We start from the raw sequence: 22851 nt of genomic DNA, 5'->3' as shown, positions 1-22851 counted from the left end.
AGCGGCCCGCCCAAGTCACCGCGTGTAACAATGCCTGCGACAGAGTGAACGTTCCTTTTCCTTGCGAAAAGCACGGCGGGTTGCGAAAAGCACGACGCGCCTTCGGCGCGGCGCAATCGGATTCTCAGGGGCAAGGCAGGACGGCATGCAGTTCATCGATCTCGGCAAGCAGCGCGAGCGCATCCAGGAGAAGCTGGAAAAGAGGCTGGCCAAGGTGCTGGCGGAAGGGCGCTACATCCTGGGTCCCGAGGTCGCCGAGTTCGAGGAGAAGATCGCGGCCTATCTGGGCGTCAAGCACGCGGTCGCCTGCGCCAACGGCACGGATGCGCTGCAGATCCCGCTGATGGCGAAGGGCATCGGGCCGGGCGACGCCGTGTTCGTGCCGAGCTTCACCTTCGCGGCCACGGCGGAAGTGGTGGCGCTGGTGGGAGCCGCGCCGGTCTTCGTCGACATCGACCCGGACACTTACAATATCGATGCGGCGAGCCTGGAGGCCGCGATCGCCGCAGTGCGGGAGAAGGGTGAGCTTGCGCCCAGGGCCGTCATCCCGGTCGACCTCTTCGGCCTCGCCGCCGATTATGCCGGCATCGCACGGATTGCCGAGCGCGAGGGCCTGTTCGTCATCGAGGATGCGGCCCAGGCGACGGGCGGCTCCCAGGGCAACACCATGTGCGGCGCCTTCGGCGACGTGGCCGGCACGAGCTTCTATCCCGCCAAGCCGCTCGGCTGCTACGGCGACGGCGGCGCCATGTTCACCAATGACGGGGAGCTCGCCGAGATCCTCCGCTCCGTCGCCTTCCATGGCAAGGGCCGCAGCCAGTACGACAATGTGCGCGTCGGGCTCAATTCCAGGCTCGACACGATGCAGGCGGCGATCCTGATTGAGAAGCTGGCCATCCTGCCGGAGGAGATGGAATTGCGCCAGAAGGTCGCAGCGCGCTACAGCGACGCCCTGGGCGACGTGGTGAAGGTTCCCGTGATCCCGTCGGGCAACCGCTCGGCCTGGGCGCAATATGCGATTGAGACGCCCGCGCGGGACGCGGTGAGGGCGGCGCTCAGGGAGGAAGGCATCCCTTCCGTCGTCTACTACGAGAAGCCGCTGCACGTGCAGGAGGCCTATGCCGCCTATCCGCGCACGCCGAAGGGCCTGCCGGTCTCCGAGAGCCTCCCCGCCCGCATCCTCTGCCTGCCCATGCACCCCTATCTGTCCGAGGCGGAGCAGGACCGGGTCGTCGCCACGATCCGCCGCGCGGCGCGGGAGGCCTGACTTCTCCTCTTCTATACCAAGTGCTCTGACCGATGGTGGTGCGTCGACGTTCGGGCATGGGTTGCTCGGGTCAGCCCGAGCATGACGAGGAGAAGAGGTTTTCCGCGAATCGCCGAGTGGCACTTGGCGGATGCATCCCATGCTCTCGTCATCCTCGGGCTGACCCGAGGAACCCATGCCTGAACGGTCAACCGGCAAAACGGTCGAAGTAAAGGGCCGTTGCCCGTAAGCACCGGAAGAACTTTCCGCTTTCACAGCGAATGGCGCAAAACATGGGGGCGATCGGGAAGCGCGTTTAGTTTTGGTCGCCTTGTGATCGCTCTTGCAGCAATGGTATTGCGACTAACCGGCGCGTTCCCGGAATGCGCCCAAATCGCAAGAAGGTACCACCATGGCGGCACAGCTTACCCACCTCCAGCGTCTCGAAGCCGAGTCGATCCACATCATGCGGGAGGTTGCGGCGAATTTCTCCAGGCCGGTGATGCTTTATTCCATCGGCAAGGATTCGTCGGTGCTGCTTCATCTGGCGATGAAGGCCTTCCATCCGGCCAAGCCGCCATTCCCGTTTCTCCACGTCGACACGACGTGGAAATTCAAGGAGATGACCGCCTTCCGCGACCGCATGGCGGCGGAATTGGGCTTCGATCTCCTGGTGCATATCAACGAGGAGGGCGTGCGCGACGGCATCAACCCGTTCGACCACGGCTCCAACGTCCACACCCACATCATGAAGACCGTGGCGCTGCGCCAGGCGCTCGACAAATACGACTTCGACGCGGCTTTCGGCGGCGCGCGCCGCGACGAGGAGAAGAGCCGCGCCAAGGAGCGCATCTTCTCCTTCCGCACGGCCAATCACAGCTGGGACCCGAAGAACCAGCGGCCGGAGATGTGGAACATCTACAACACCCGCGTCGCACCGGGCGAATCGATCCGCGTATTCCCCCTCTCCAACTGGACGGAGCTCGACATCTGGCAGTACATTCTGCAGGAGGAGATTCCGATCGTTCCGCTCTACTTCGCCAAGAAGCGGCCGGTCGTGGATCGCGGGGGCATGACGATCATGGTCGATGACGAACGCATGAAGCTCATGCCTGGGGAAAAGATCGAGGAACGTGTGGTGCGGTTCCGCACCCTTGGCTGCTACCCGCTGACGGGCGCCATCGACTCCTCGGCCGCGACGCTCGAGGACATCGTTTCCGAGATGCTGACGGCGCGCACCTCAGAGCGCCAGGGCCGCCTCATCGACCGCGACGAGGCCGGCTCGATGGAAAAGAAGAAGCGCGAGGGATATTTCTGATGCTGACCGCCGACGCCGCAAGCGCGCTTCTCGAGCCCGAGGCCGAGAGCGCCGACATCCGCTCCTACCTCGCATCCCAGGAGAAGAAGACGCTCCTGCGTTTCCTCACCTGCGGTTCCGTGGATGACGGCAAGTCGACCCTGATCGGCCGCCTGCTCTACGACACCAAGCTCATCTTCGAGGACCAGCTCGCCGCGCTCGAGCAGGATTCCAGGAAGCACGGCACGAATGGCGGCGAGATCGATTTCGCGCTGCTGGTCGATGGGCTGGAGGCCGAGCGCCAGCAGGGCATCACCATCGACGTCGCCTACCGCTTCTTCTCCACGCCCCGGCGCAAGTTCATCGTGGCGGACACGCCCGGTCACGAGCAATACACGCGCAACATGGCGACGGGCGCTTCGTCGGCCGATCTCGCGGTGGTGCTGGTGGATGCCCGCCAGGGCGTGCTGCAGCAGACGCGCCGCCATTCCATCATCGCTTCGCTGCTCGGCATCCGCCACATCGTGCTCGCCGTGAACAAGATCGATCTCGTCGATTTCGACGAGGAGGTCTTCGCGAGGATCGTCGCCGACTACGAGTCCTTCGCGAAGGATCTCGGCTTCGCCTCGGTCGTGCCGATCCCGATGTCGGCGCGCGACGGCGACAACGTCACGCGTGCCTCGGAGCGTACTCCCTGGTACGCCGGGCCGTCGCTTATCGAGCATCTGGAGACGGTGGACATCGAGCCGGCGGCCGATGCGAGGCCCTTCCGCTTTCCCGTGCAGTATGTGAACCGGCCCAATCTGGATTTCCGCGGCTTTGCCGGGACCGTCGCTTCAGGCGAGATCGCGGTGGGCCAAGATGTGGTGGTCGCCAAGTCGGGCCGGCGCACCCGCGTCAAGCGCATCGTCGCCTATGACGGCGACCTGGACAGCGCCGTGCAGGGCCAGGCCGTCACGCTCGTCCTGGAAGACGAGGTGGAGGTCTCGCGCGGCGAGCTTCTGGTCGCGCCGGATGCGCGGCCCCATGTGGCCGACCAGTTCACCGCCAACATCGTCTGGTTCGACGAGCATCCCCTGATGCCCGGCCGCATGTATCTGCTGCGCACCGAGACGGACCAGGTGAGCGCCACCGTCTCGCATCTGAAGCACCGGGTGAACATCAACAATTTCGCCCACGAGGCCGCGAAGTGCCTGGAACTCAACGCGGTGGGCGTCTGCAATCTTTCGCTCCAGTCGCCCGTTGCCTTCGATCCCTTCGCGGAGAACCGCTCGACCGGCTCCTTCATCCTGATCGACCGGGTGACCAATGCCACGGTGGGCGCGGGCATGATCCTGCATCCGCTGCGCCGTGCGGCGAACATCCATTGGCAGGCGCTGGATGTGAGCAAGTCCTCGCGCGCGGCCCTCAAGCACCAGAAGCCGGCGGTGCTGTGGTTCACCGGGCTTTCCGGCTCCGGCAAGTCGACCGTCGCCAATCTCCTGGAAAAGAAGCTGCACGCGGCCGGCCGCCACACCTATATTCTCGACGGCGACAATGTGCGCCACGGCCTCAACCGAGACCTCGGCTTCACCGAGGAGGACCGGGTGGAGAACATCCGCCGGGTGGCCGAGGTGGCGCGCCTGATGGCGGATGCGGGTTTGATCGTGCTCGTTTCCTTCATCTCGCCCTTCCAGGCCGAACGCCGCATGGCGCGGGACCTCATGGCGGAGGGCGAGTTCGTGGAGGTGTTCGTTGACACGCCTTTCGAGGAGTGCGCGAAGCGCGACCCGAAGGGGCTCTACGCGCGGGCGCTCAAGGGCGAGATCAAGAACTTCACCGGTGTCGACTCGCCTTACGAGGCGCCGGAAAACCCGGATGTCCACCTGCGCACGGCGGCCCGTTCGCCCGAGGACATGGCCGATGAGCTGGAGAAATGGCTGCAGGAGCGCGGCTATTGCTGACCGAGACCTCTTTGGTTTCCGACGAAACCGCCCTTCTCGCCCTGTTCGAGGATCTGGCGCTTGCCGCCGGCCGCGAGATCATGGCGCATTACGAAGCCGGCGTGAGCGTCGAGCGGAAGTCCGACGCCTCGCCGGTGACGGAGGCCGACCGCGCCGCCGAGCGCGTTATCCTCGAAGGCCTGCGCGCCACCGTCGCGGGCACGCCCTGCGTTTCGGAAGAGGAGGCCTCGGGCGGCGTTCTGCCGGCCTGCGGCGACGAGGGCTTTTTCCTGGTCGACCCGCTCGACGGCACCCGCGAATTCATCGAGCGCCGGCCGGATTTCACCGTGAACATCGCCTATGTGAAGGCAGGTGCGCCGGTCGCGGGCGTGGTCTACGCGCCCGCGCGGGGGCTTCTCTATTCCGGGCGGCCGGGCGGGGCCTTCGAGGCCGAATGTCCGGACGGCGCGATCGCGAGCCGCCGCGAGATACGGGCACGGGCGCGCGGGAACCCGCCCGCAATCGTCGCAAGCCGCTCCCATCTGACACCGGAGACGGAAGCCTTCATCGCCCGCTATCCGGGCGCGGAGACGGTCTCCATCGGTTCTTCGCTGAAATTCTGCATGCTTGCGCGCGGCGATGCCGATCTCTATCCGCGCTACGGCCGCACCATGCAATGGGACACCGCGGCCGGCGATGCGGTGCTGCGCGCCGCCGGCGGCCGCACGCTCACGCTCGACGGCGAGCCCTTCACCTACGGCCCGAAGGGCGGGGAGGGGCTCGAAGCCTTCGCCAACCCGTTCTTCATCGCCGAGGGGCGGGCTCGGGATTAGAGCATGATCCCGAAAACCGGCATCCACTTTTCGGCATCATGATCCAGGCGTTGGTCGTGCTTCGACGTTCAGGCATGGATCCTTGGGTCGAGCCCGAGGATGACGAAGTGGGGATGTTCGGCGCAAAGCTCCAGCGTTGGCGATTGGCGAGGGCATCTATGCCCCTCGTCATCTTCGGGCTTGACCCGAGGATCCATGCCTGAACACCTCCACAGGCGTCTTCTTGAACGCCGGCACCCCGGCGGGACGCCGCCTCTTCTCACATCTCGTTCGCCCAGGGTGGATTGGCGCCGGCGCGCGAGACGGTGACGGCGGCGACGCGCGTGGCGAAGGAGAGCGCGTCGCGAACGACATCCGTCGTGAGCGAGCCTAGTCGCTCCTTCGTCAGCGATCCCGATTTCCGCAGTGCGGCGAGCACGCCGGCATTGAAGGAGTCGCCGGCACCCACCGTGTCCACCACGTCCACATTGAGCGCGCTGATGACGAAGCTTCCCCCGCGCCAGTAGGCGGCCGATCCCTTGCCGCCGCTCGTGACGATCACGAGCTTCGTGCCCGCGGCGAGGAGCACCTGCGCGGCCTCCCCGGACGAAGCCGGCCCGCCGAACCAGGCGAGGTCCTCCTCCGAGATCTTGATGATGTCGGCGATGGCCATCATGCGCCGCATGCGTGCCTTGTGCGCCAGCGGGTCGCGGATGAAGGCCTGGCGGATGTTCGGGTCGAGCATGATCACGCGGGAGGCGCTCTCGCGCGTCATCAGCGCCTCGTAGGTGCTGCCGCAAGGCTCCGTCGCAAGGCTGATCCCGCCGAAGAGCAGCGCCTCCACCGCGTCGTCCGGATCGGGCAGGTCGGCCTCGAAGAGCATTCGTCCGGCGGAGCTCTCGTCGTAGAAGAAGTAGCTCGCCTGGCCCTGGTCCAGCGAGACGAAGGCGAGCGTCGTCGGGCGGCTGGAAATGACCGCGTGGCTGAAATCGACCTTGCTCGCGCGCAGCGCGGCCTGGAGCTTCGCGCCGAAGAGGTCGTTGGAGAGGCCGGAGAAAAAGGAGACCGGCACGCCGAGGCGCCCGAGGGCGACCGCGCTGTTGAAAAGCGCCCCTCCGACATGCGGAGCGAATGCGGCCTCGCCCTCCGCCGTCTCGCGCGGCAGCATGTCGATCAGCGCTTCTCCGCAGCAAAGGATCATCCTGTCTTCCCTCCAAATCCGAATCACGCAGCCGGCCTGCTATAATCCTATGCTGCTCATTGTGCACCGGAAACAAGGCGTTGCGCCAGCACGCTGAAGGCCCAGCATACTCAGGGCGATGTGCCCCGCGCCAGTTCCTGCACGACCAACCCCTTGAGCCTGAGGGCAAGCGGGGAGAGCGGCCGGCTCCTGAGCGAGAGCAGGTGATAGGGATCGACGACCAGCGCCTCGCGGATCGGCAGGATCGCCAGGCCAAGCCCGCCGCCGTTTCCCCCCAGGAGGTCCGAGACCTCGCGCGATAGCGGTGCGATGGCATCGGAGGTGACGAGCAGCGCGATCATGGCGAGCAGCGATGTCGTGTGGATGATGTTCGGCGGGATGCTGCCGCCCGCATCGATGAATGCCCGCTCCACGGCAACGCGAACGGGCGCGCCAACCGACTGCAGGATCCATTCGTAGCCGCCGAGATCGATGATCGACATCGCGTTGGCGCCGGCACGCGGATGGTCCCTGCGCACCACGAGATCGACGATTTCGCTGCGTCCGCTGGAGATCATGAAATCGCGCGGGTCGAAGGGCGGCGGCACCCGGCCCAGCACGAAGTCGAAGTGGCCGGCCATCAGGTCGCGGATCAGCGCGTCGCTGGGAGCCACGTCGATATGCACGTCCGCGTTGGGCGAGGTGGCCTTCAGCTTCTGGATCGCCGGCATCACATAGCCGACGGCCGCGCCGGTGACCGCGCCCACCCGCACGCGCCCGCCTTTTCCCTGCTTGAACTCCTCCACCTCGACGATGGCCGCGCGCACTTCGGTGAGAAGCGTGTCCGCGTGACGGGAAAGGAGCCTGCCCACCTCCGTCGGGCTCATGCCTCTCGCGTGGCGCTCGAAGAGGGGAGCGCCGACGAGCCGCTCGATCTCCCGCAGCATCCGCGAGGCCGCGGGCTGGGTCATGGAAAGGGCGGCTGCGGCCGGGCTCATCTGCCCATGCTCTGCTACTGCCGCGATGAGGCGGAAATGGCTCAGCTTCAGCCTGGAGGCGGGATCTCTCTGCATCTTCTTAGTATACCACTTCCGGTATGTGAAAGGACAAAAAATGCATTTGATTGGTATGAACCTCGTCCAATAGGTTCGCCGGCGGATCGGGTGATCCAGTTCTTTCTTGCACACCACCGCCGGGCACGGTCAAATGTTGCCGCATGGGGCCGTGCCCTGTGGCTTTGGGGAGGAATAAAATGAAAAGAATCACATCCATTTTCGCTTCGCTCGCACTGGGGGCGGCTCTCTTCACCGGCGCCGCCCAGGCGCAGGACAAGGGCCTGATCGGCATCGCCATGCCGACCAAGTCTTCGGCCCGCTGGATTTCGGACGGCAACTCGATGGTCGAGCAGTTCAAGGCGGCCGGCTACGAGACCGATCTTCAATACGCCGAGGACGACATCCCCAACCAGCTCGCCCAGATCGAGAACATGATCACCAAGGGCGTCAATGTGCTGGTGATCGCGGCGATCGACGGCACCACGCTGTCGAACGCGCTGGAGAATGCGGCCGCGGCCGACATCAAGGTCATCGCCTATGACCGCCTGATCCGCGACAGCGAGCATGTCGACTACTACGCCACCTTCGACAATTTCCAGGTGGGCGTGCAGCAGGCGACCTCGCTGGTCGACGGCCTGAAGGAGCGCTTCCCGGACCAGAAGCCCTGGAACGTCGAGCTCTTCGGCGGCTCGCCCGACGACAACAACGCCTATTTCTTCTATGACGGCGCCATGTCGGTGCTGCAGCCCATGATCGATTCCGGCGAGATCGTCATCCCGTCCGGCCAGATGGGCATGGACACGGTGGGCACGCTCCGCTGGGACGGCGCGGTGGCGCAGTCCCGCATGGACAACCTCCTTTCCGCCTATTACACCGACAAACAGGTGAGTGGCGTGCTTTCGCCCTATGACGGTCTTTCCATCGGCATCCTCTCCTCGGTCAAGGGCGTGGGCTACGGCTCGGGCGATCTCAAGATGCCGATCGTCACCGGCCAGGACGCCGAAATCCCCTCGGTGAAGTCGATCCTTGCCGATGAGCAGTATTCCACCATCTTCAAGGACACGCGCGAGCTCGCCCGCGTGACCGTGGGCATGGTCGATGCGCTCTTGCAGGGCGGCGAGCCGGAGATCAACGACACCGAGACCTACGACAACGGCGTCAAGGTCGTGCCGTCCTACCTCCTGAAGCCCGTGCTGGTCGACAAGTCCAACTGGGAGGAGATCCTGATCGGCAGCGGCTACTACACCATGGATCAGGTTCAATAATCTAACGAGCGAACTCGGCCCGAAGAGGGCCGGGTTCCCTTGAGTTAAATGGTTTGCAACAGCCCCCTCTCTTGCGATTTCTAACACTTGGCTTCGCTAGATGTTGAAATCGCTTTCTCCCCCGCCAAGGGGGAGATGGCGTACTGCAGGCTTGCCGCTATCACTCGCCAGGGTTTTGCGATTGGCAGAAGCGGTGATGCAGGCGTTATCTCCCCCTTGGCGGGGGAGAAAGCAAATTCCTGGGCTTGGCGAAGCCAAGTCCTTGGAATTTCCAAGAGAGGAGGCAATGGTATGGAAGTCTCCATGGAACCCATTCTGGAGATGCGCGGCATCACCAAGAGCTTTCCCGGCGTGAAGGCTCTGGACGACGTCAACCTGAAGGTGGCGCATGGCGAAATCCATGCGCTCGTCGGCGAGAACGGCGCCGGCAAATCCACACTGATGAAGGTGCTCTCCGGCGTCTATCCGGCGGGCTCCTATGAAGGCGAGATCGTCTTCGAGGGGCGGCCCGTGGCCTTTTCGGGGATCGCCGACAGCGAAGAGGTCGGCATCATCATCATCCACCAGGAGCTCGCGCTGGTGCCGCTCCTGTCGATCGCCGAGAACATCTTCCTCGGCAACGAGGTCGCGCGGGGCGGGGTGATCGACTGGCCCGAAACGAACGCGCGCACCGAGGCGCTGCTGCGCAAGGTCGGGCTGAGGGAGAAGCCCTCCGCCCGCGTGGACACGCTGGGCGTCGGCAAGCAGCAGCTCGTGGAGATCGCCAAGGCGCTTTCGAAGGAGGTCAAGCTTCTCATCCTCGACGAGCCCACGGCCGCCCTCCAGGAGGAGGACAGCCAGAAGCTCCTCGACCTCCTGCTCGAATTCAAGGCGCAAGGCATCTCCTCCATCCTGATCTCGCACAAGCTCAACGAAGTGAGCCGCGTGGCGGACACCATCACCGTGCTGCGCGACGGCAAGACGGTCTCCACGCTCGACTGCCACCGGGAGACGATCAGCGAGGAGCACATCATCCGCGACATGGTGGGCCGCGACATGGCGCACCGTTACCCCGAGCGCACGCCGAAAATCGGCGAGACGCTCTTGGAGGTGTCGGACTGGAACGTCTGGCATCCGCAGCAATCGGACCGGCAGGTGATTCGCGGCGCGTCGCTGCGCGTGGCGGCCGGCGAGGTGGTGGGGATCGCGGGCCTGATGGGCTCGGGCCGGACGGAGCTTGCCATGAGCCTCTTCGGCCGCAGTTACGGCCGCGACATTTCCGGCTCCGTCAGGCTGCGCGGCAAGGAGATCGACGTCTCCACCGTCAACCGCGCCGTGGCCAACGGCCTTGCCTATGTGACCGAGGACCGAAAGGCCCTCGGTCTCGTCCTGGAAGAGAACATCCTGCGCAACACCACGCTCGCCAACCTGATGCGGGTGGCGAAAAACGGCGTCATCGACGATGCCGAGGAGCGGCAGGTGGCGGAGCGCTACCGCAAGGCCCTGGGCGTGCGCACGCCGAGCGTTTTCCAGAAGGTGATGAATCTCTCGGGCGGCAACCAGCAGAAGGTGGTGCTGGCCAAATGGCTTTTCACCGAGCCGGAGGTGCTGATCCTCGACGAACCGACGCGCGGCATCGATGTCGGCGCGAAGTTCGAGATCTACGGCATCATCAACGAGCTTGCGGGGCAGGGGAAGGGGGTCGTCATGATCTCCTCCGAGATGCCGGAATTGCTCGGCATGTGCGACCGCATCTATGTCATGAACGAGGGCGCGATCGTCGGCGAACTCGCGGCGAGCGAGGCGAGCCAGGAGAAGATCATGTCCATGATCGTGAGGTCATAACGAAATGTCAGAACTGTCCGCTCGTCAGAGAAAGGCGGCCGAGGTCAAGGTGGAAAGCGCCACGGCCACCATCGGCGGCCATCTCAAGACCCATGTGCGCGAATACGGCATGCTGCTCGCGCTGGTCGTCATCATGGCCTTCTTCCAGGTGGTGACCGACGGCACCTTGATGCGGCCCGTCAACCTCACCAATCTCATCCTGCAGAACAGCTACATCGTCATCATGGCGCTGGGCATGCTGCTCGTCATCGTGTCGGGCCACATCGACCTGTCGGTCGGCTCCGTGGTGGGCTTCGTGGGCGCCGTGGCGGCGGTGATGCTCGTGCATTACGATCTACCGCCACTCCTCGTGGTGGTCGCCTGCCTTGTGCTGGGAGGGCTGATCGGCGCGGCGCAGGGCTACTGGATCGCCTATTGGCGCATTCCCTCCTTCATCGTGACGCTCGCCGGCATGCTGGTCTTCCGCGGCCTCACGCTGTGGGTCCTGGAAGGGCAATCCGTAGGCCCGTTCCCGCGCTCGTTCCAGCTTTTGAGCACCGGCTTCGTTCCGGACGTCTTCGGCGTCGGCCGGCCCAATGTGACGGCGGTCCTGCTGGGGGCGGCGACGGCGGCGATCCTGGTGTTCATGGCGGTGCGCAACCGCCAGCGCCATACGAAATATGGCACCGAGGACGAGCCCTTCGCCTTCTTCGCCGCCAAGAACGGGCTGATCGCCGCGGCCATCATCTTCCTTTCCTATCTGCTCGCCACCTATCGCGGCTTCCCCAACGTGCTCATCACCATGGCTGTGCTGACGGTGGCCTACACCTTCCTCACCAACTCGACCACGATCGGCCGCCGCATCTATGCGCTCGGCGGCAACGAGAAGGCGGCGAAGCTCTCGGGCATCCGCACGGAGCGGCTCACCTTCCTGACCTTCGCCAATATGGGCATGCTGGCCGCCCTTGCCGGCCTGATCTTCGCCGCCCGCCTCAACACGGCCACGCCCAAGGCCGGCGTCTCCTTCGAGCTCGACGTGATCGCCGCCGTCTTCATCGGCGGAGCGTCCATGTCCGGCGGCGTGGGCAAGATCGTGGGGGCCGTGGTCGGCGCCTTCATCATGGGCGTGATGAACAACGGCATGTCGATCCTCGGCATCGGCATCGACTATCAGCAGGTCATCAAGGGTCTCGTGCTGCTCGCGGCCGTGATCTTCGATGTCTACAACAAGAACAAGGCGGCTTGAGCGAGGAAAGTGGCATGCATCTTTCGCAGTTGAAGAAGGGCGGCGTGGTCTGCCGCCGGGGAACGGACGCGCGTCTCGTCAAAGGCGCGGCGAGCACCTACGCGCTCGCGATGGAAGCGATCGAGGCGGGAGAGGCACTTTCTGCGGCCATCGACAGGCACGGGGTGGGCGAGGCCGTGGATCTGCAGAAGCTCGCTGCCGAAGGCGCGCTCGACGTTCCCGTGCGCCACCCCGATCCGGCGCATATGTTCCTGACCGGCACGGGCCTCACCCATCTGGGCTCGGCCTCCGCGCGCGATGCCATGCACGCCGAAGCCGACACCGCCGGCATGACCGATTCCATGAAGATGTTCCGCATGGGGATCGAGGGCGGCAAGCCTGCAGCGGGCAAGGAGGGCGTGCAGCCGGAGTGGTTCTACAAGGGCACGGGGACAGCGGCCGTGGCCTCCGGCGACCCGCTCGTCTCGCCCGACTGCGCGCTCGACGGCGGCGAGGAGCCGGAGATCGCCGGCTTCTACCTGATCGGCCGGGATTGCCGGCCGTTCCGGGTGGGGTTCTCTCTTGCCAACGAGTTCTCCGACCATGTGACGGAGCGCATCAACTATCTCTATCTGGCGCATTCCAAGCTCCGGCCCGCCTCCTTCGGCCCCGAGCTTCTGGTGGGGGATCTGCCGAGGGACATCCGCGGCACCTCACGCATCCTGCGCGACGGCAAGGTGGTCTGGGAGAAGGAATTCCTCTCCGGCGAGGACAACATGTCCCACACGATCGCCAATCTGGAGCACCACCACTTCAAATACACGCTCTTCTGCCAGCCCGGCGACCTGCACGTGCACATGTTCGGCACGGCGACGCTCTCCTTCGCGGAGGGGATTTCCTGCGGCGAGGGCGATGTGTGGGAGATATCGGCGCCCGATTTCGGCCTGCCGCTGAGAAACCCGCACAAGCGGGAAGGGAAGCGCGAGACGAAGGTCACGGCGCTTTAGAAACAGATGCTTGAAGGACCTGGCCCCTCATCACCCCTCTCTGGCCTGCCGGCCATCTCCCCCTCAAGGGGGGAGATCGGCTTTCGCGAGGGTTTTCGCCAATCGTCGGCCTTGAAGGATGGGCGAAGCCGAGCGGCCGGGGTGATCTCCCCCCTTGAGGGGGAGATGGCCGGCAGGCCAGATGGGGGCGCGACGGCCGCTAACCTTCCATTTCTACCAGCATACTGAACCCACACTCCGGACGGCGGACCCGGAAAGGAACTCACCCATGAGCGCATTCACCCCAAAACCCTGGCCGAGGAAGCTCCGGTCCCATGAATGGTTCGGCGGCACGTCGCGCGACCACATCTATCATCGCTCCTGGATGAAGAACCAGGGCCTGCCGGCCGACCTCTTCGACGGCCGGCCGGTTATCGGCATCTGCAACACCTGGTCGCAGCTCACGCCCTGCAACGCGCATCTGCGCGACCTTGCCGAGCGGGTGAAGCACGGCATCTACGAGGCCGGCGGCCTGCCGCTGGAATTCCCGGTCTTCTCCACCGGCGAGAGCGCCCTGCGCCCCTCGGCCATGATGTTCCGCAACCTTGCGGCCATGGATGTGGAGGAGGCGCTGCGCGGCAACCCGCTCGACGGCGTGGTGCTGCTCGGCGGCTGCGACAAGACCACGCCGGCGCTTCTCATGGGTGCTGCGAGCACCGACCTGCCTGCGATCCTCGTTTCCGGCGGGCCGATGCTCAATGGCTGGTTCCGCGGCGAGCGCGTCGGCTCCGGCACCGCGCTCTGGCAGATGTCGGAAGCCATCAAGGCCGGCACGATGAGCCGCGAGGATTTCCTCGACGCCGAGCAGGCGATGAGCCGCTCGCCGGGCTCCTGCAACACGATGGGCACCGCCTCCACCATGGCCTCCATGGCGGAGGCGCTCGGCATGGCGCTCTCCGGCAACGCCGCCATTCCCGCCGTCGACAGCCGCCGGCGCGTGATGGCGCATCTGTCGGGCCGGCGCATCGTCCAGATGGTGAAGGACGACCTGAAGCCCTCCGATGTCCTCACCCGCCAGGCCTTCGAGAACGCCATCCGCGTCAATGGCGCGATCGGCGGCTCCACCAATGCCGTGATTCATCTTCTGGCGCTTGCCGGCCGCGTCGGCGTGGATCTGACGCTGGACGATTGGGACAGGCTCGGCCGCGAGATCCCCACCATCGTCAACCTCATGCCGTCGGGCAAATACCTGATGGAGGAGTTCTTTTATGCGGGCGGCCTGCCGGTCGTCATCAGGATGCTGGGCGAGAGCGGCAGGCTCCACAGGCAAGCGCTCACCGTCTCCGGGGGGCCGATATGGGAGGAAGTCAAGGACGTCAAGAACTGGAACGACGATGTCATCCGGCCGGTCGAGCGGGCGCTGACGCCGCATGGCGGCATCGCCGTTCTGCGCGGCAATCTCGCGCCCAGGGGCGCGGTGCTGAAGCCCTCCGCCGCTTCGCCGCATCTGATGCATCATCGCGGCCGCGCCGTGGTTTTCGAGGACATCGACGACTACAAGGCCAAGATCAACGACGAAACCCTCGATGTGGACGAGAGCTGCGTGCTCGTGCTCAAGAACTGCGGACCGAGGGGCTATCCGGGCATGGCGGAAGTGGGCAATATGGGCCTGCCGCCAAAAGTCCTGCGCAAGGGCATCACCGACATGGTGCGCATCTCCGACGCCCGCATGTCCGGCACGGCCTATGGCACCGTGGTGCTCCACACCTCGCCTGAGGCGGCGGTCGGCGGCCCGCTCGCGATCGTTCGCAATGGCGACATGATCGAGCTCGACGTGCCGAACCGCCGCCTTCACCTCGACATCTCCGAAGCGGAGTTGGAGAGACGGCTGGCGGAATGGCGCCCGGTCGTCACGCGGCCGGAAGGCGGTTACGCGCAGCTCTTCCACGACCATGTGCAGGGCGCGGACACCGGCGCGGATTTCGACTTCCTGAAGGGTTGCCGCGGCAGCCCGGTGGGCAGGGATTCGCATTAGAATTTGTGATCTGGGGTCCGGCGAGGCCAGGCCCCCTCTCTTGCGATTTCTAACACTTAGCCTCCGCTTCGCTCCAGCTAAGATGTTGAAATCGCTTTCTCTCCCGCAAGGGGGGAGAGATCGCGGCACCGCCGTCTCGGCCAGTCTCCAGACATGGAGATTTGCAAAGACGGTATTGCAGCGCGCCTATCTCCCCCTTGGCGGGGGAGAAAGCAAATTCTTGGTCTTGGGCGAAAGCCCAAGTCCTTAGAATTTGCAAGAGAGGGGCCGTGCGTCCAACCATTGAGAGAGAGGGAGACATTCATGGCCACCAAAATCGCCGTCGTGGGCATCGGCAAGATCGCCCGCGACCAGCATCTGCCGTCGATCGGGCGCTCGGCCGAGTTCGAGCTTGCCGCCGCCGTCAGCCGGCATGGTCGGGTGGAAGGTATAGACAACTATACAAATCTCGAGACCATGCTGCGCGAGCGGCCTGACATCCCGGCCGTCGCCCTCTGCGTGCCGCCGGTTCCCCGCTACGAGATGGCGGTGGCCGCGCTCAAGGCGGGCCGGCACGTGCTGCTCGAAAAGCCGCCCGGCACCACCGTGGGCGAAGTGGAAGCGCTGATCGAGCTTGCGCGCCGGCAGAACGTGACCCTGTTCGCCACCTGGCATTCGCGGTTCGCGCCCTGCGTCGAGCCCGCCCGCACGTGGCTGGAGGGCAAGCAGATCCGCCATGTCGAGATCGTCTGGAAGGAGGACGTGCGGCGCTGGCATCCCGGCCAGGACTGGATCTGGGAGGCCGGCGGTTTCGGCGTCTTCGATCCGGGCATCAACGCGCTTTCGATCCTCACCGCCATTGTGCCGCCGGTCTTCGTTACCGCGGCGACGCTCGAGACGCCCGAGAACTGCCAGACGCCCATCGCCGCGAAGCTCGCCATGCGCAGCCTCGCGGGCTTCGATGTCGCCGCCGATTTCGACTGGCGGCAGGAAGGCCCCCAGACCTGGGAGATCCGCATCGAAACCGACCAGGGCCTGCTCGTGCTGGCCGACGGCGGCAGCCGCATGTCGGTCGACGGCGGCGAGCATCCGGGTGGGCTGGAGGCCGAGTATGACGGCATCTATCACCGCTTCGCCGCGCTTTTGAAGGCGGGAGAAGGCGATGTCGATCTCGCCCCGCACAAGCTGGTGGCCGATGCATTTCTTCTCGGCCGAAAGGTGGACGTGGGGCCTTTCCACGAATAGATAAGGCTCCATCCCCCGTCAGTCATCATGGAGTGTCCCCATGTCTCAGAGCTTCAAGCCACGCGGAAAACACCTGATTGCCGGCGAGTGGGTGGGAGGCGAGAAAACCTTCTCTTCCGATCCGGTGACGGGGTCGTCGCACGACTTCGCGGTGGGCACCGCCGCCGAGGTCGACCGCGCGGCCAAGGCCGCGGAAGAGGCGTTCTGGACCTATGGCGCCACGAGCCGCGCGGAACGCGCCGCCTTCCTCAACGCCATCGCCGACGAGATCGAGGCGCGCGGCGAAGCGATCACCGAGATCGCCACGCAGGAATCCGGCTTGCCTGAGGCCCGCATCAATGGCGAGCGCGGCCGCACCACCGGCCAGCTTCGCCTCTTCGCTAGCCATATCGAGAAGGGCGAGTATCTCGACCGCCGGCATGATCCGGCCAATCCGGAGCGCCAGCCGCTGCCCAAGCCGGACCTGAAGCTGATGCAGCTTCCGATCGGCCCGGTCGGCGTCTTCGGCGCGTCGAACTTCCCGCTCGCCTTCTCGACCGCGGGCGGCGACACGGCGTCCGCGCTGGCCGCCGGCTGCCCGGTGATCATCAAGGGCCATCAGGCCCATCCCGGCACGGGCGAACTCGTGGCGGAAGCGATCGATGCGGCGGTGAAGAAAACCGGCCAGCATCCCGGCGTCTTCTCGCTCATCCAGAGCAATATCCGCGAGGCGGGCGAGGCGCTGGTTATCCACCCGCTGATCAAGGCCGTCGGCTTCACGGGCTCCACCGGCGGCGGGCGCGCGCTCTTCAACCTGGCGCAGGCGCGGCCGGATCCCATTCCGTTCTACGGCGAGCTCGGCTCGGTCAATCCGCAGTTCCTGCTGCCGGCGGCGCTCGCCGCGCGCGGCGAGAAGATCGCGCAGGGCTGGGCCGCCTCGCTGAGCATGGGCGTCGGCCAGTTCTGCACCAATCCCGGCGTGGCGATCGCACTCGACGGCAGCGATGTGGAGGGCTTCCTCGGCGCGGCGCAGACCGCGCTGGAGCAGATCACCGACCAGCCGATGCTGACGGCGGGGATCGCGAATGCCTATCGCAGCGGGCGCGACAAGGTGGTGGGCCTGAATTGCGTGCGCGCGCGGCTTGCTTCCAAGGCGGAAGGCCGCAATGCCGGACCGGACCTGCTGGAGACCACGGGTGAGGAGTGGCTTGCGAATCCCGAACTGCACAACGAGGTGTTCGGCCCGTTTGGCATCGTCGTGCGGGCGAAGGACGAGGACGAGATGCGCGAGATCGCGCGCCGCGTTGAAGGCCAGCTCACCCTCACGCTGCACATGGACGAGGCCGACACGGCGCTTGCCGCCTCGCTGATGCCGATCCTGCAGAGGAAGGCGGGCCGCCTCATCGCCAACGGCTTCCCGACTGGTGTGGAGGTGAGCGATGCGATGATGCATGGCGGGCCGTACCCGGCGAGTACCAATACCTCCACCACCTCCGTCGGCACGCTGGCGATCCGCCGTTTCTTAAGGCCGGTGGCCTTCCAGGACATGCCGGCGAGCCTGCTTCCCGAAGACCTTCGCAGCGTCTGAGGACGGCGGCCCATGGCGCCTTTCTGCGCGGCGGTGGATTGGGGCACGACCAATTTCCGCCTGTGGCTTCTCGATGCCGGGGGCGGTGTGCTCGCCGAGCGGTCGAGCGGGGAGGGCATGCGCGCCTGCCTGTCTCCGGACGGGTTCGGACCAAGCCGCTTTGAACCGGTATTGGAGGCGCACCTTCAGGCGCTAGGCACCGAGCCCGACCTGCCGGTGATCGTGGCCGGCATGGCCGGCGCGCGCGGCGCCTGGCGCGAGGCTGCCTATCGCGACGCGCCTGCAAGCCTCGAAGGTCTCTATGCGGATGCCGTGAAGGTCGATGGACCCGACCGCGACGTGCGCATCCTCCCCGGCGTCTGCCAGCGCGCGAAGGGCCGCGAGGACGTCATGCGCGGCGAGGAGACCCAGCTTGCCGGCGCCTGGGCCGAAAGCCGCATGTCCGGCCTCTTCTGCCTGCCCGGCACCCATTCCAAATGGGCGCTGGTGGAGGAGGGGCTGCTCGTCGACTTCACCACCTACATGACCGGCGAGCTCTTCGCCGTCATCGGCCAGCATTCCATCCTGCGCGATATGGTCGCTGCGGGGGAGGGCGACAGCGCCTCGCCCGCCTTCAGGGAAGCCGTGGGCGAGATGCTGGAGGGCGCGGGCCTCACCGGAAAACTCTTTTCCATCCGTGCGGCGTCGCTGCTTGCGGGCGATGGCGCACCGGACGCCAAGGCGCGGCTATCGGGCCTGCTGGTCGGGGCCGAGATCGCCGCCGCGCGGAAGGATCTGCAGGAGCGGGCGGAGGTCATGCTGATCGCAGGCGGCACGCAGGCGCAAGCCTATGAGACGGCGCTCGCGATTGCCGGCATCGGCTGCCGCACGCTGGACGGACAGGATTTGGTGCGCCGGGGGCTTTACAGCGCCGCCTCGGCGCTTTGGCCGGAAAGGAGAGCCGCATGAGCAGGACAACATGGCCGAAACTGAAACGCGACCTCGTCGCCATCCTGCGCGGGTTGAAGCCGGAGGAAGCGGAAGGAATCGTAGGAGCCTTGCTGGAAGCGGGTTTCGAGGCGATCGAAGTGCCGCTGAACTCGCCCGAGCCTTTCCGCTCCATCGAGATTGCCCGCAAACTGGCGCCCGCGAATGTGCTGATCGGCGCCGGCACGGTGCTAACGGTCGAGGACGTCGACCGCCTCCGCGAGGCGGGCGGCGACCTGCTCGTCAGCCCCAATGTGGAGCCTGCGGTCATAGGGCGCGCTTCCGGCCACGGCATGGTCACCATGCCCGGCGTCTTCACGCCGACCGAGGCGTTGGCGGCGGCGCGCGCGGGTGCCTCGGCGCTGAAATTCTTCCCGGCCTCCGTGCTGGGGCCGAACGGCATCAAGGCCATTCAGGCCGTCCTGCCGGCCGAGGTCCCGGTGGGTGCGGTGGGCGGCGTTTCCGAGGTGGATTTCGCGGCCTACAAGGCCGTCGGCATTCGCACCTTCGGTCTCGGCTTCAGCCTTTACAAGCCGGGCGCGAGCGCGAAGGACGTGGCGGAAAAGGCGCGCGTAGCCGTTGCGGCCTATGACGCGGTGTTCGAATCCCAGAGCTGACGCAACTCAGAAGAATCGCGCCCCGTCACGCCCCCCTCTGTCCTGCCGGACATCTCCCCCTCAGGGGGGAGATCGGCTTTCACCGGAGGTTTCGCCAAACGTCAACGCCGCAGAAAAGCGGCGGCACTTCGGCCAGCGTAATCTCCCCCCTTGAGGGGGAGATGTCCGGCAGGACAGAGGGGGGGCGCGAAGGAGCGCGGCCTTTCCTGCATTACACCCGCCGTCAGATCGTCCAGCCGCCGTCCACGGCATAGGCTTGGCCGGAGGTGTAGGTAGCCGTGGCGAGATAGACGGCGAGATCCGCGATCTCCTCGGGCGTGCCCAGGCGGCCCATCGGCTGGCGGGCGATGAAGGCTTTTCGTGCGCCCTCGTAGTCGCCGGTGGCCTTGAGCCGCTCTTGCAATGATGGGCTTTCCACGGTGCCGGGGCAGATCGCGTTGCAGCGGATTCCTTCCGCCACATAGTCCGCCGCGACCGCCTTGGTGAGGCCGATGACGGCTGCCTTGGTGGTGCCGTAGGCAAAGCGGTTCGGCACGCCCTTGATGCTGGAGGCGACCGACGACATGTTGATGATCGCGCCGCCGCCGCGCTCGATCATTCCCGGCAGCACAGCGCGGATTGTGCGAATCATCGCCTTCACATTGAGGTCGAAGGCGAATTCGAGTTCCTCGTCCTTCATCTCCAGGATCGAGCCGCCATGCACCACGCCGGCGCAGTTGAAGAGCACGTCCACCGCGCCGATCTCGGTGACCAGGGCCTTCACGGCGGCGTCGTCGAGCACGTCGAGCTTGCGCGTGAGAATGCCTGCCTCACCTTCGAGCTCGGCGAGCAGCTTATCGTTGATGTCGGTGGCGTAGACCACGGCGCCTGTGCGGGCGAAGGCCAGCGCACTGGCGCGGCCGATGCCCTGCGCAGCGGCGGTGATGAGGACGGTTTTTCCTTGCAGGCTGGTCATGGAATCCTCCGGGTGAATAGTGAACGGGATAGCTCAGGCGTTGAAGTCCGTCTCTCTTGGAGAGCGCCTTTTCTTTTCGCTATTCACTGCTTCCTTCTCTCAATGACATAAATTTTCCGCGCAAGCACCACTTCACCTCCCCGGCAAAGGCAACCCTAGCCGCTCGCCTTGACGCGACGCAGGCATCGATCCGCCAGGCGCAGCGGGCGTCTCATTCGGGACGGGGTTCGGGCTGGGGCATTTCGTCGGTTTCGGCCGCATCTTCGGTGCGGGGGTCGAAGACCGGAGCGGCCACGGCGGTGTCGGCGACGGTGACGAAATCGGCGCTGTGGCTCTCGGCGGGCCTCGGCGTGCTGCGCATGCGCATCAGCGCGAAGGCGGCAAGCAGCAGGAACACGAGCGCCACATAAAGGAAGAGGCCCCCCGGTCCCATCATTGCCATCGCGAGCGCGCCGGCGAGCGGGCCGAACACGGAGCCCAGCCCGTTCACCAGCAGCAGCCCGCCGGAAACCTCCACGAAGCTTTCGGAGGTGATCAGGTCGTTCACATGGGCCACCGACAGCGCATAGACGGGGAAGGAAAACACGCCGAAGGCGAAAGCCAGGGGCAGGATTCCGGGGTTCCAGAACCGGCTTGCCAGGAACAGCCCGATCCCGGTCACGGCTGCCAGAATGGAGATGATCGTGGTGACGACCCGCCGGTCGAGCCTGTCGGACAGGCGGCCGAGAGGCCACTGCGACAGCGCCCCGCCCAGGACGGTGACGCCGATGAAGACGGCGATCCGTGTCGTGCCGAGCCCGACATCGGCGGCGAAGACCGGCCCCAGCGCCCAAAACGCGCCGTTGCTCAGCCCCACGACGAGGCATCCGAGCGCACCGACCGGCGAGAGCTTCACGAGCCGGATCGGGCGAAGTCTCACCTCGGCGGGCAGTGGGGGCTGGGCCGAGGAGGTGAGGGCGATGGGGATGGCCGCGACGGAAATGATGATCGACGTGAGCGCGAAAAGCGGAAAGAGCGCGGGATCGTAGAACGGAATCAGGACCTGGCCGCCGATGATGGCCACGAAGGTCAGCGTGGTGTAGATCGAGAAGATCGTCCCGCGCGTGCGGTTCTCGGCCTTCTCGTTGAGCCAGCTTTCGATGACGAGAAAGAGCGCTGCGATGCAGAAGCCGGTGATCGCGCGCAGCACCCACCACACCCACTGCTCCACCGTCAGGACATGAATCAGAGGCACCACGGAAGCGGCGGCGACCATGGCCGTGAAGACGCGGATATGGCCGACATGGCGGACCAGATGCGCCGTGGTGAGGCAGCCGCCCACGAATCCCACGAAATAGCTCGATCCCATCACGCCGATCGAAAAGGGCGGGAACGCCTCGATTCCGGCCCGCAGCGGCAACAAGGTCGTCTGCAGGCCGTTTCCGGCGAGCAGGACAGTGGCACTGAGCAGGAGGGCGCCGAGTTGAGCGAGGATTCCCAGCAAGATATCTCCTTCGGCCTTTCGTCTTCCCTGGGCGCCAGAGAGCGGCGGTCTCTGGTTTAGCCCATCAACATATCGGCGGGGAACGCAAGCACGGGCTCATCGATCCCGCCAGCCGGGACCAGTCGATTCGTACCGCCGCCGGCCCGGACCTGCATACTGCAGACCGGGCCGGCTTTCTCAAGCCAGGGAGGTTCGCTGCCGGTTCAACCGGAAGGGCGAAGCCGGATGCCGTTGGTCTTCATGAAGAATGGTTGGTACGCGCTTGCAAGACCCCGCCAGCGGGCCCATGCCGGCGGGGGATCGCGTCGATTGCGTCAGAAGTTGGTCGTGGCCTGGCAGGTGGTCAGGCCGATGACGAGTTGATCTTCGGCTTCGCCACGGTGGATGAGATGGCTGCATTGGGCCGTCGCCTCGATCCGCAGCGATCCGGCCTCGCCTTGCACACCCGCCTGATCGGTCTGCTGCGCGCCGGCCTCTGTGGAGCCGGTCTGCAAGGTCTCGTCGTCCGCCTGGGATGCAGCGGCTGTCTCGGCATTCGGCAGGGAAAGCGTGCCGCTTTCGGTGAACTCGGTGGTGACCGTCGCGGCATCCGGACCGGCGGGCGTGAAGCCTGTGACCTCGACCTGAAGCGAGTAGTCCTGCACCGGCTGGCCGTTGCCCATGCCCGACATCATGCCGACCGCGACCCGGCTGAAGCGCAGCATGTCCTCCTTGCCGAGCGTAGCCGTTGAAAAGCCCAAGCGTTCGTCGCCGCGATAGACCTCGTTGGTGACGGAGAAAGTGGCCTCCTCGGCGATGTTGTTGCTGGTCCATTCGATCAGGCGCTGGAAGTCGCCCGCTTCGATGGCCTGCGTGGCCTCCTGTTCCATGCTGTCGAAGAAGTTCCTGACCTCGTCTTCCGTCAGGTTCTGCCCCTGTTGCTGTGCTGCGGCCTGGCCCGTCAGGATGAGCAGGCTTGCCGCCGTACCCGTCAGGATGGCGCGGATAAGTTTCTTCATGCTGATCTCCCGTGAACTTGCTTGCGGAATGACTGCCGTGCAGCCTTCGCGACGTTTGCGGACGGGATGCGTCCGCATTGTCCGAACCAGAGCCGTGCCGCTCTGTTCCGGCGATGTCGGGGAAGTTTTTCAAGGCCGTCTGAGCGCGGTACGCCCCGGCCTCTCTCGACCGGATGTCCTCCTTTCGTGAAACAGATCCGCGTCGCCGTGGTTTG

At 65.6% G+C, this 22851-nt stretch carries 18 protein-coding genes; 13 read left to right on the top strand and 5 right to left on the bottom strand.

Annotated elements, in window-relative coordinates:
- The first annotated feature begins 145 nt into the window (after positions 1–145).
- From PVE73_RS17035 to cysQ, 4 genes are all read left to right on the top strand, one after another.
- A complete protein-coding gene (locus PVE73_RS17035) occupies positions 146–1267 on the top strand; it encodes a DegT/DnrJ/EryC1/StrS aminotransferase family protein (RefSeq protein WP_277363382.1) in 1122 nt (373 codons plus the stop codon).
- A 391-nt stretch (positions 1268–1658) separates the two neighbouring features.
- The gene (gene cysD / locus PVE73_RS17030) at positions 1659–2564 is read left to right on the top strand and encodes a sulfate adenylyltransferase subunit CysD (RefSeq protein WP_277363381.1); all 906 of its coding nucleotides are present in this window, start codon (positions 1659–1661) and stop codon (positions 2562–2564) included.
- Positions 2564–4486: a sulfate adenylyltransferase subunit CysN gene (cysN, locus tag PVE73_RS17025; protein WP_277363380.1), complete on the top strand. Its 1923-nt coding sequence runs from the start codon at positions 2564–2566 to the stop codon at positions 4484–4486. The genes cysD and cysN overlap by 1 nt, the downstream gene beginning before the upstream one ends.
- Positions 4459–5298 carry a 3'(2'),5'-bisphosphate nucleotidase CysQ gene (gene cysQ, locus PVE73_RS17020; RefSeq protein WP_277363379.1) on the top strand — a complete coding sequence of 280 codons (840 nt, stop codon included), beginning with the start codon at positions 4459–4461 and terminating at the stop codon, positions 5296–5298. Before cysN ends, cysQ begins: the two co-directional genes overlap by 28 nt.
- Positions 5299–5557: 259 nt before the next feature.
- Here cysQ and PVE73_RS17015 read toward each other — a convergent pair whose 3' ends face one another.
- Entirely contained in the window at positions 5558–6478 is a 921-nt protein-coding gene (locus tag PVE73_RS17015; RefSeq protein ID WP_277363378.1) for a carbohydrate kinase, read from the bottom strand.
- A gap of 110 nt (positions 6479–6588) precedes the next feature.
- Complete coding sequence (locus tag PVE73_RS17010) at positions 6589–7530, bottom strand: LysR family transcriptional regulator (RefSeq protein ID WP_277363377.1); 942 nt, start codon at positions 7528–7530, stop codon at positions 6589–6591.
- A gap of 179 nt (positions 7531–7709) precedes the next feature.
- Between PVE73_RS17010 and chvE the strand changes: the two genes are divergently transcribed.
- The 9 genes from chvE to PVE73_RS16965 all read left to right on the top strand — a co-directional run bounded on the left by chvE (position 7710) and on the right by PVE73_RS16965 (position 19200).
- On the top strand, positions 7710–8777 hold the full coding sequence (gene chvE / locus PVE73_RS17005; protein WP_277363376.1) for a multiple monosaccharide ABC transporter substrate-binding protein: 1068 nt from the start codon (positions 7710–7712) through the stop codon (positions 8775–8777).
- A 303-nt stretch (positions 8778–9080) separates the two neighbouring features.
- Positions 9081–10601, top strand: coding sequence for a multiple monosaccharide ABC transporter ATP-binding protein (gene mmsA, locus PVE73_RS17000; protein WP_277363375.1), 1521 nt, complete (start codon positions 9081–9083; stop codon positions 10599–10601).
- A gap of 4 nt (positions 10602–10605) precedes the next feature.
- A complete protein-coding gene (gene mmsB, locus PVE73_RS16995; protein ID WP_277363374.1) occupies positions 10606–11826 on the top strand; it encodes a multiple monosaccharide ABC transporter permease in 1221 nt (406 codons plus the stop codon).
- Between the two features lie 14 nt (positions 11827–11840).
- Positions 11841–12812: an AraD1 family protein gene (gene araD1, locus PVE73_RS16990; protein ID WP_277363373.1), complete on the top strand. Its 972-nt coding sequence runs from the start codon at positions 11841–11843 to the stop codon at positions 12810–12812.
- A 268-nt stretch (positions 12813–13080) separates the two neighbouring features.
- Entirely contained in the window at positions 13081–14826 is a 1746-nt protein-coding gene (gene araD / locus PVE73_RS16985) for an L-arabinonate dehydratase (protein ID WP_277363372.1), read from the top strand.
- A 303-nt stretch (positions 14827–15129) separates the two neighbouring features.
- Entirely contained in the window at positions 15130–16050 is a 921-nt protein-coding gene (locus PVE73_RS16980) for a Gfo/Idh/MocA family oxidoreductase (RefSeq protein ID WP_277363371.1), read from the top strand.
- A 40-nt stretch (positions 16051–16090) separates the two neighbouring features.
- A complete protein-coding gene (locus tag PVE73_RS16975; protein ID WP_277363370.1) occupies positions 16091–17617 on the top strand; it encodes an aldehyde dehydrogenase (NADP(+)) in 1527 nt (508 codons plus the stop codon).
- Between the two features lie 12 nt (positions 17618–17629).
- Positions 17630–18565 carry a 2-dehydro-3-deoxygalactonokinase gene (locus PVE73_RS16970; RefSeq protein ID WP_277363369.1) on the top strand — a complete coding sequence of 312 codons (936 nt, stop codon included), beginning with the start codon at positions 17630–17632 and terminating at the stop codon, positions 18563–18565.
- Positions 18562–19200, top strand: a complete 639-nt coding sequence (locus PVE73_RS16965) for a 2-dehydro-3-deoxy-6-phosphogalactonate aldolase (RefSeq protein ID WP_277363368.1) — start codon at positions 18562–18564, stop codon at positions 19198–19200. The genes PVE73_RS16970 and PVE73_RS16965 overlap by 4 nt, the downstream gene beginning before the upstream one ends.
- Positions 19201–19423: 223 nt before the next feature.
- On the opposite strand, the gene PVE73_RS16960 is transcribed toward PVE73_RS16965, so the two are convergent.
- The 3 genes from PVE73_RS16960 to PVE73_RS16950 form a co-directional block, all read right to left on the bottom strand.
- Positions 19424–20155: an SDR family oxidoreductase gene (locus tag PVE73_RS16960; protein WP_277363367.1), complete on the bottom strand. Its 732-nt coding sequence runs from the start codon at positions 20153–20155 to the stop codon at positions 19424–19426.
- 211 nt (positions 20156–20366) lie between these two features.
- Complete coding sequence (locus PVE73_RS16955) at positions 20367–21638, bottom strand: MFS transporter (protein ID WP_277363366.1); 1272 nt, start codon at positions 21636–21638, stop codon at positions 20367–20369.
- A 314-nt stretch (positions 21639–21952) separates the two neighbouring features.
- A complete protein-coding gene (locus PVE73_RS16950) occupies positions 21953–22636 on the bottom strand; it encodes a hypothetical protein (RefSeq protein WP_277363365.1) in 684 nt (227 codons plus the stop codon).
- Between the last annotated feature and the right edge of the window lie 215 nt (positions 22637–22851).

The sequence above is a fragment of the Chelativorans sp. AA-79 genome, from assembly GCF_029457495.1.
GTDB lineage: Bacteria > Pseudomonadota > Alphaproteobacteria > Rhizobiales > Rhizobiaceae > Chelativorans.
This window is presented reverse-complemented; position numbering and strand designations above follow the sequence as displayed.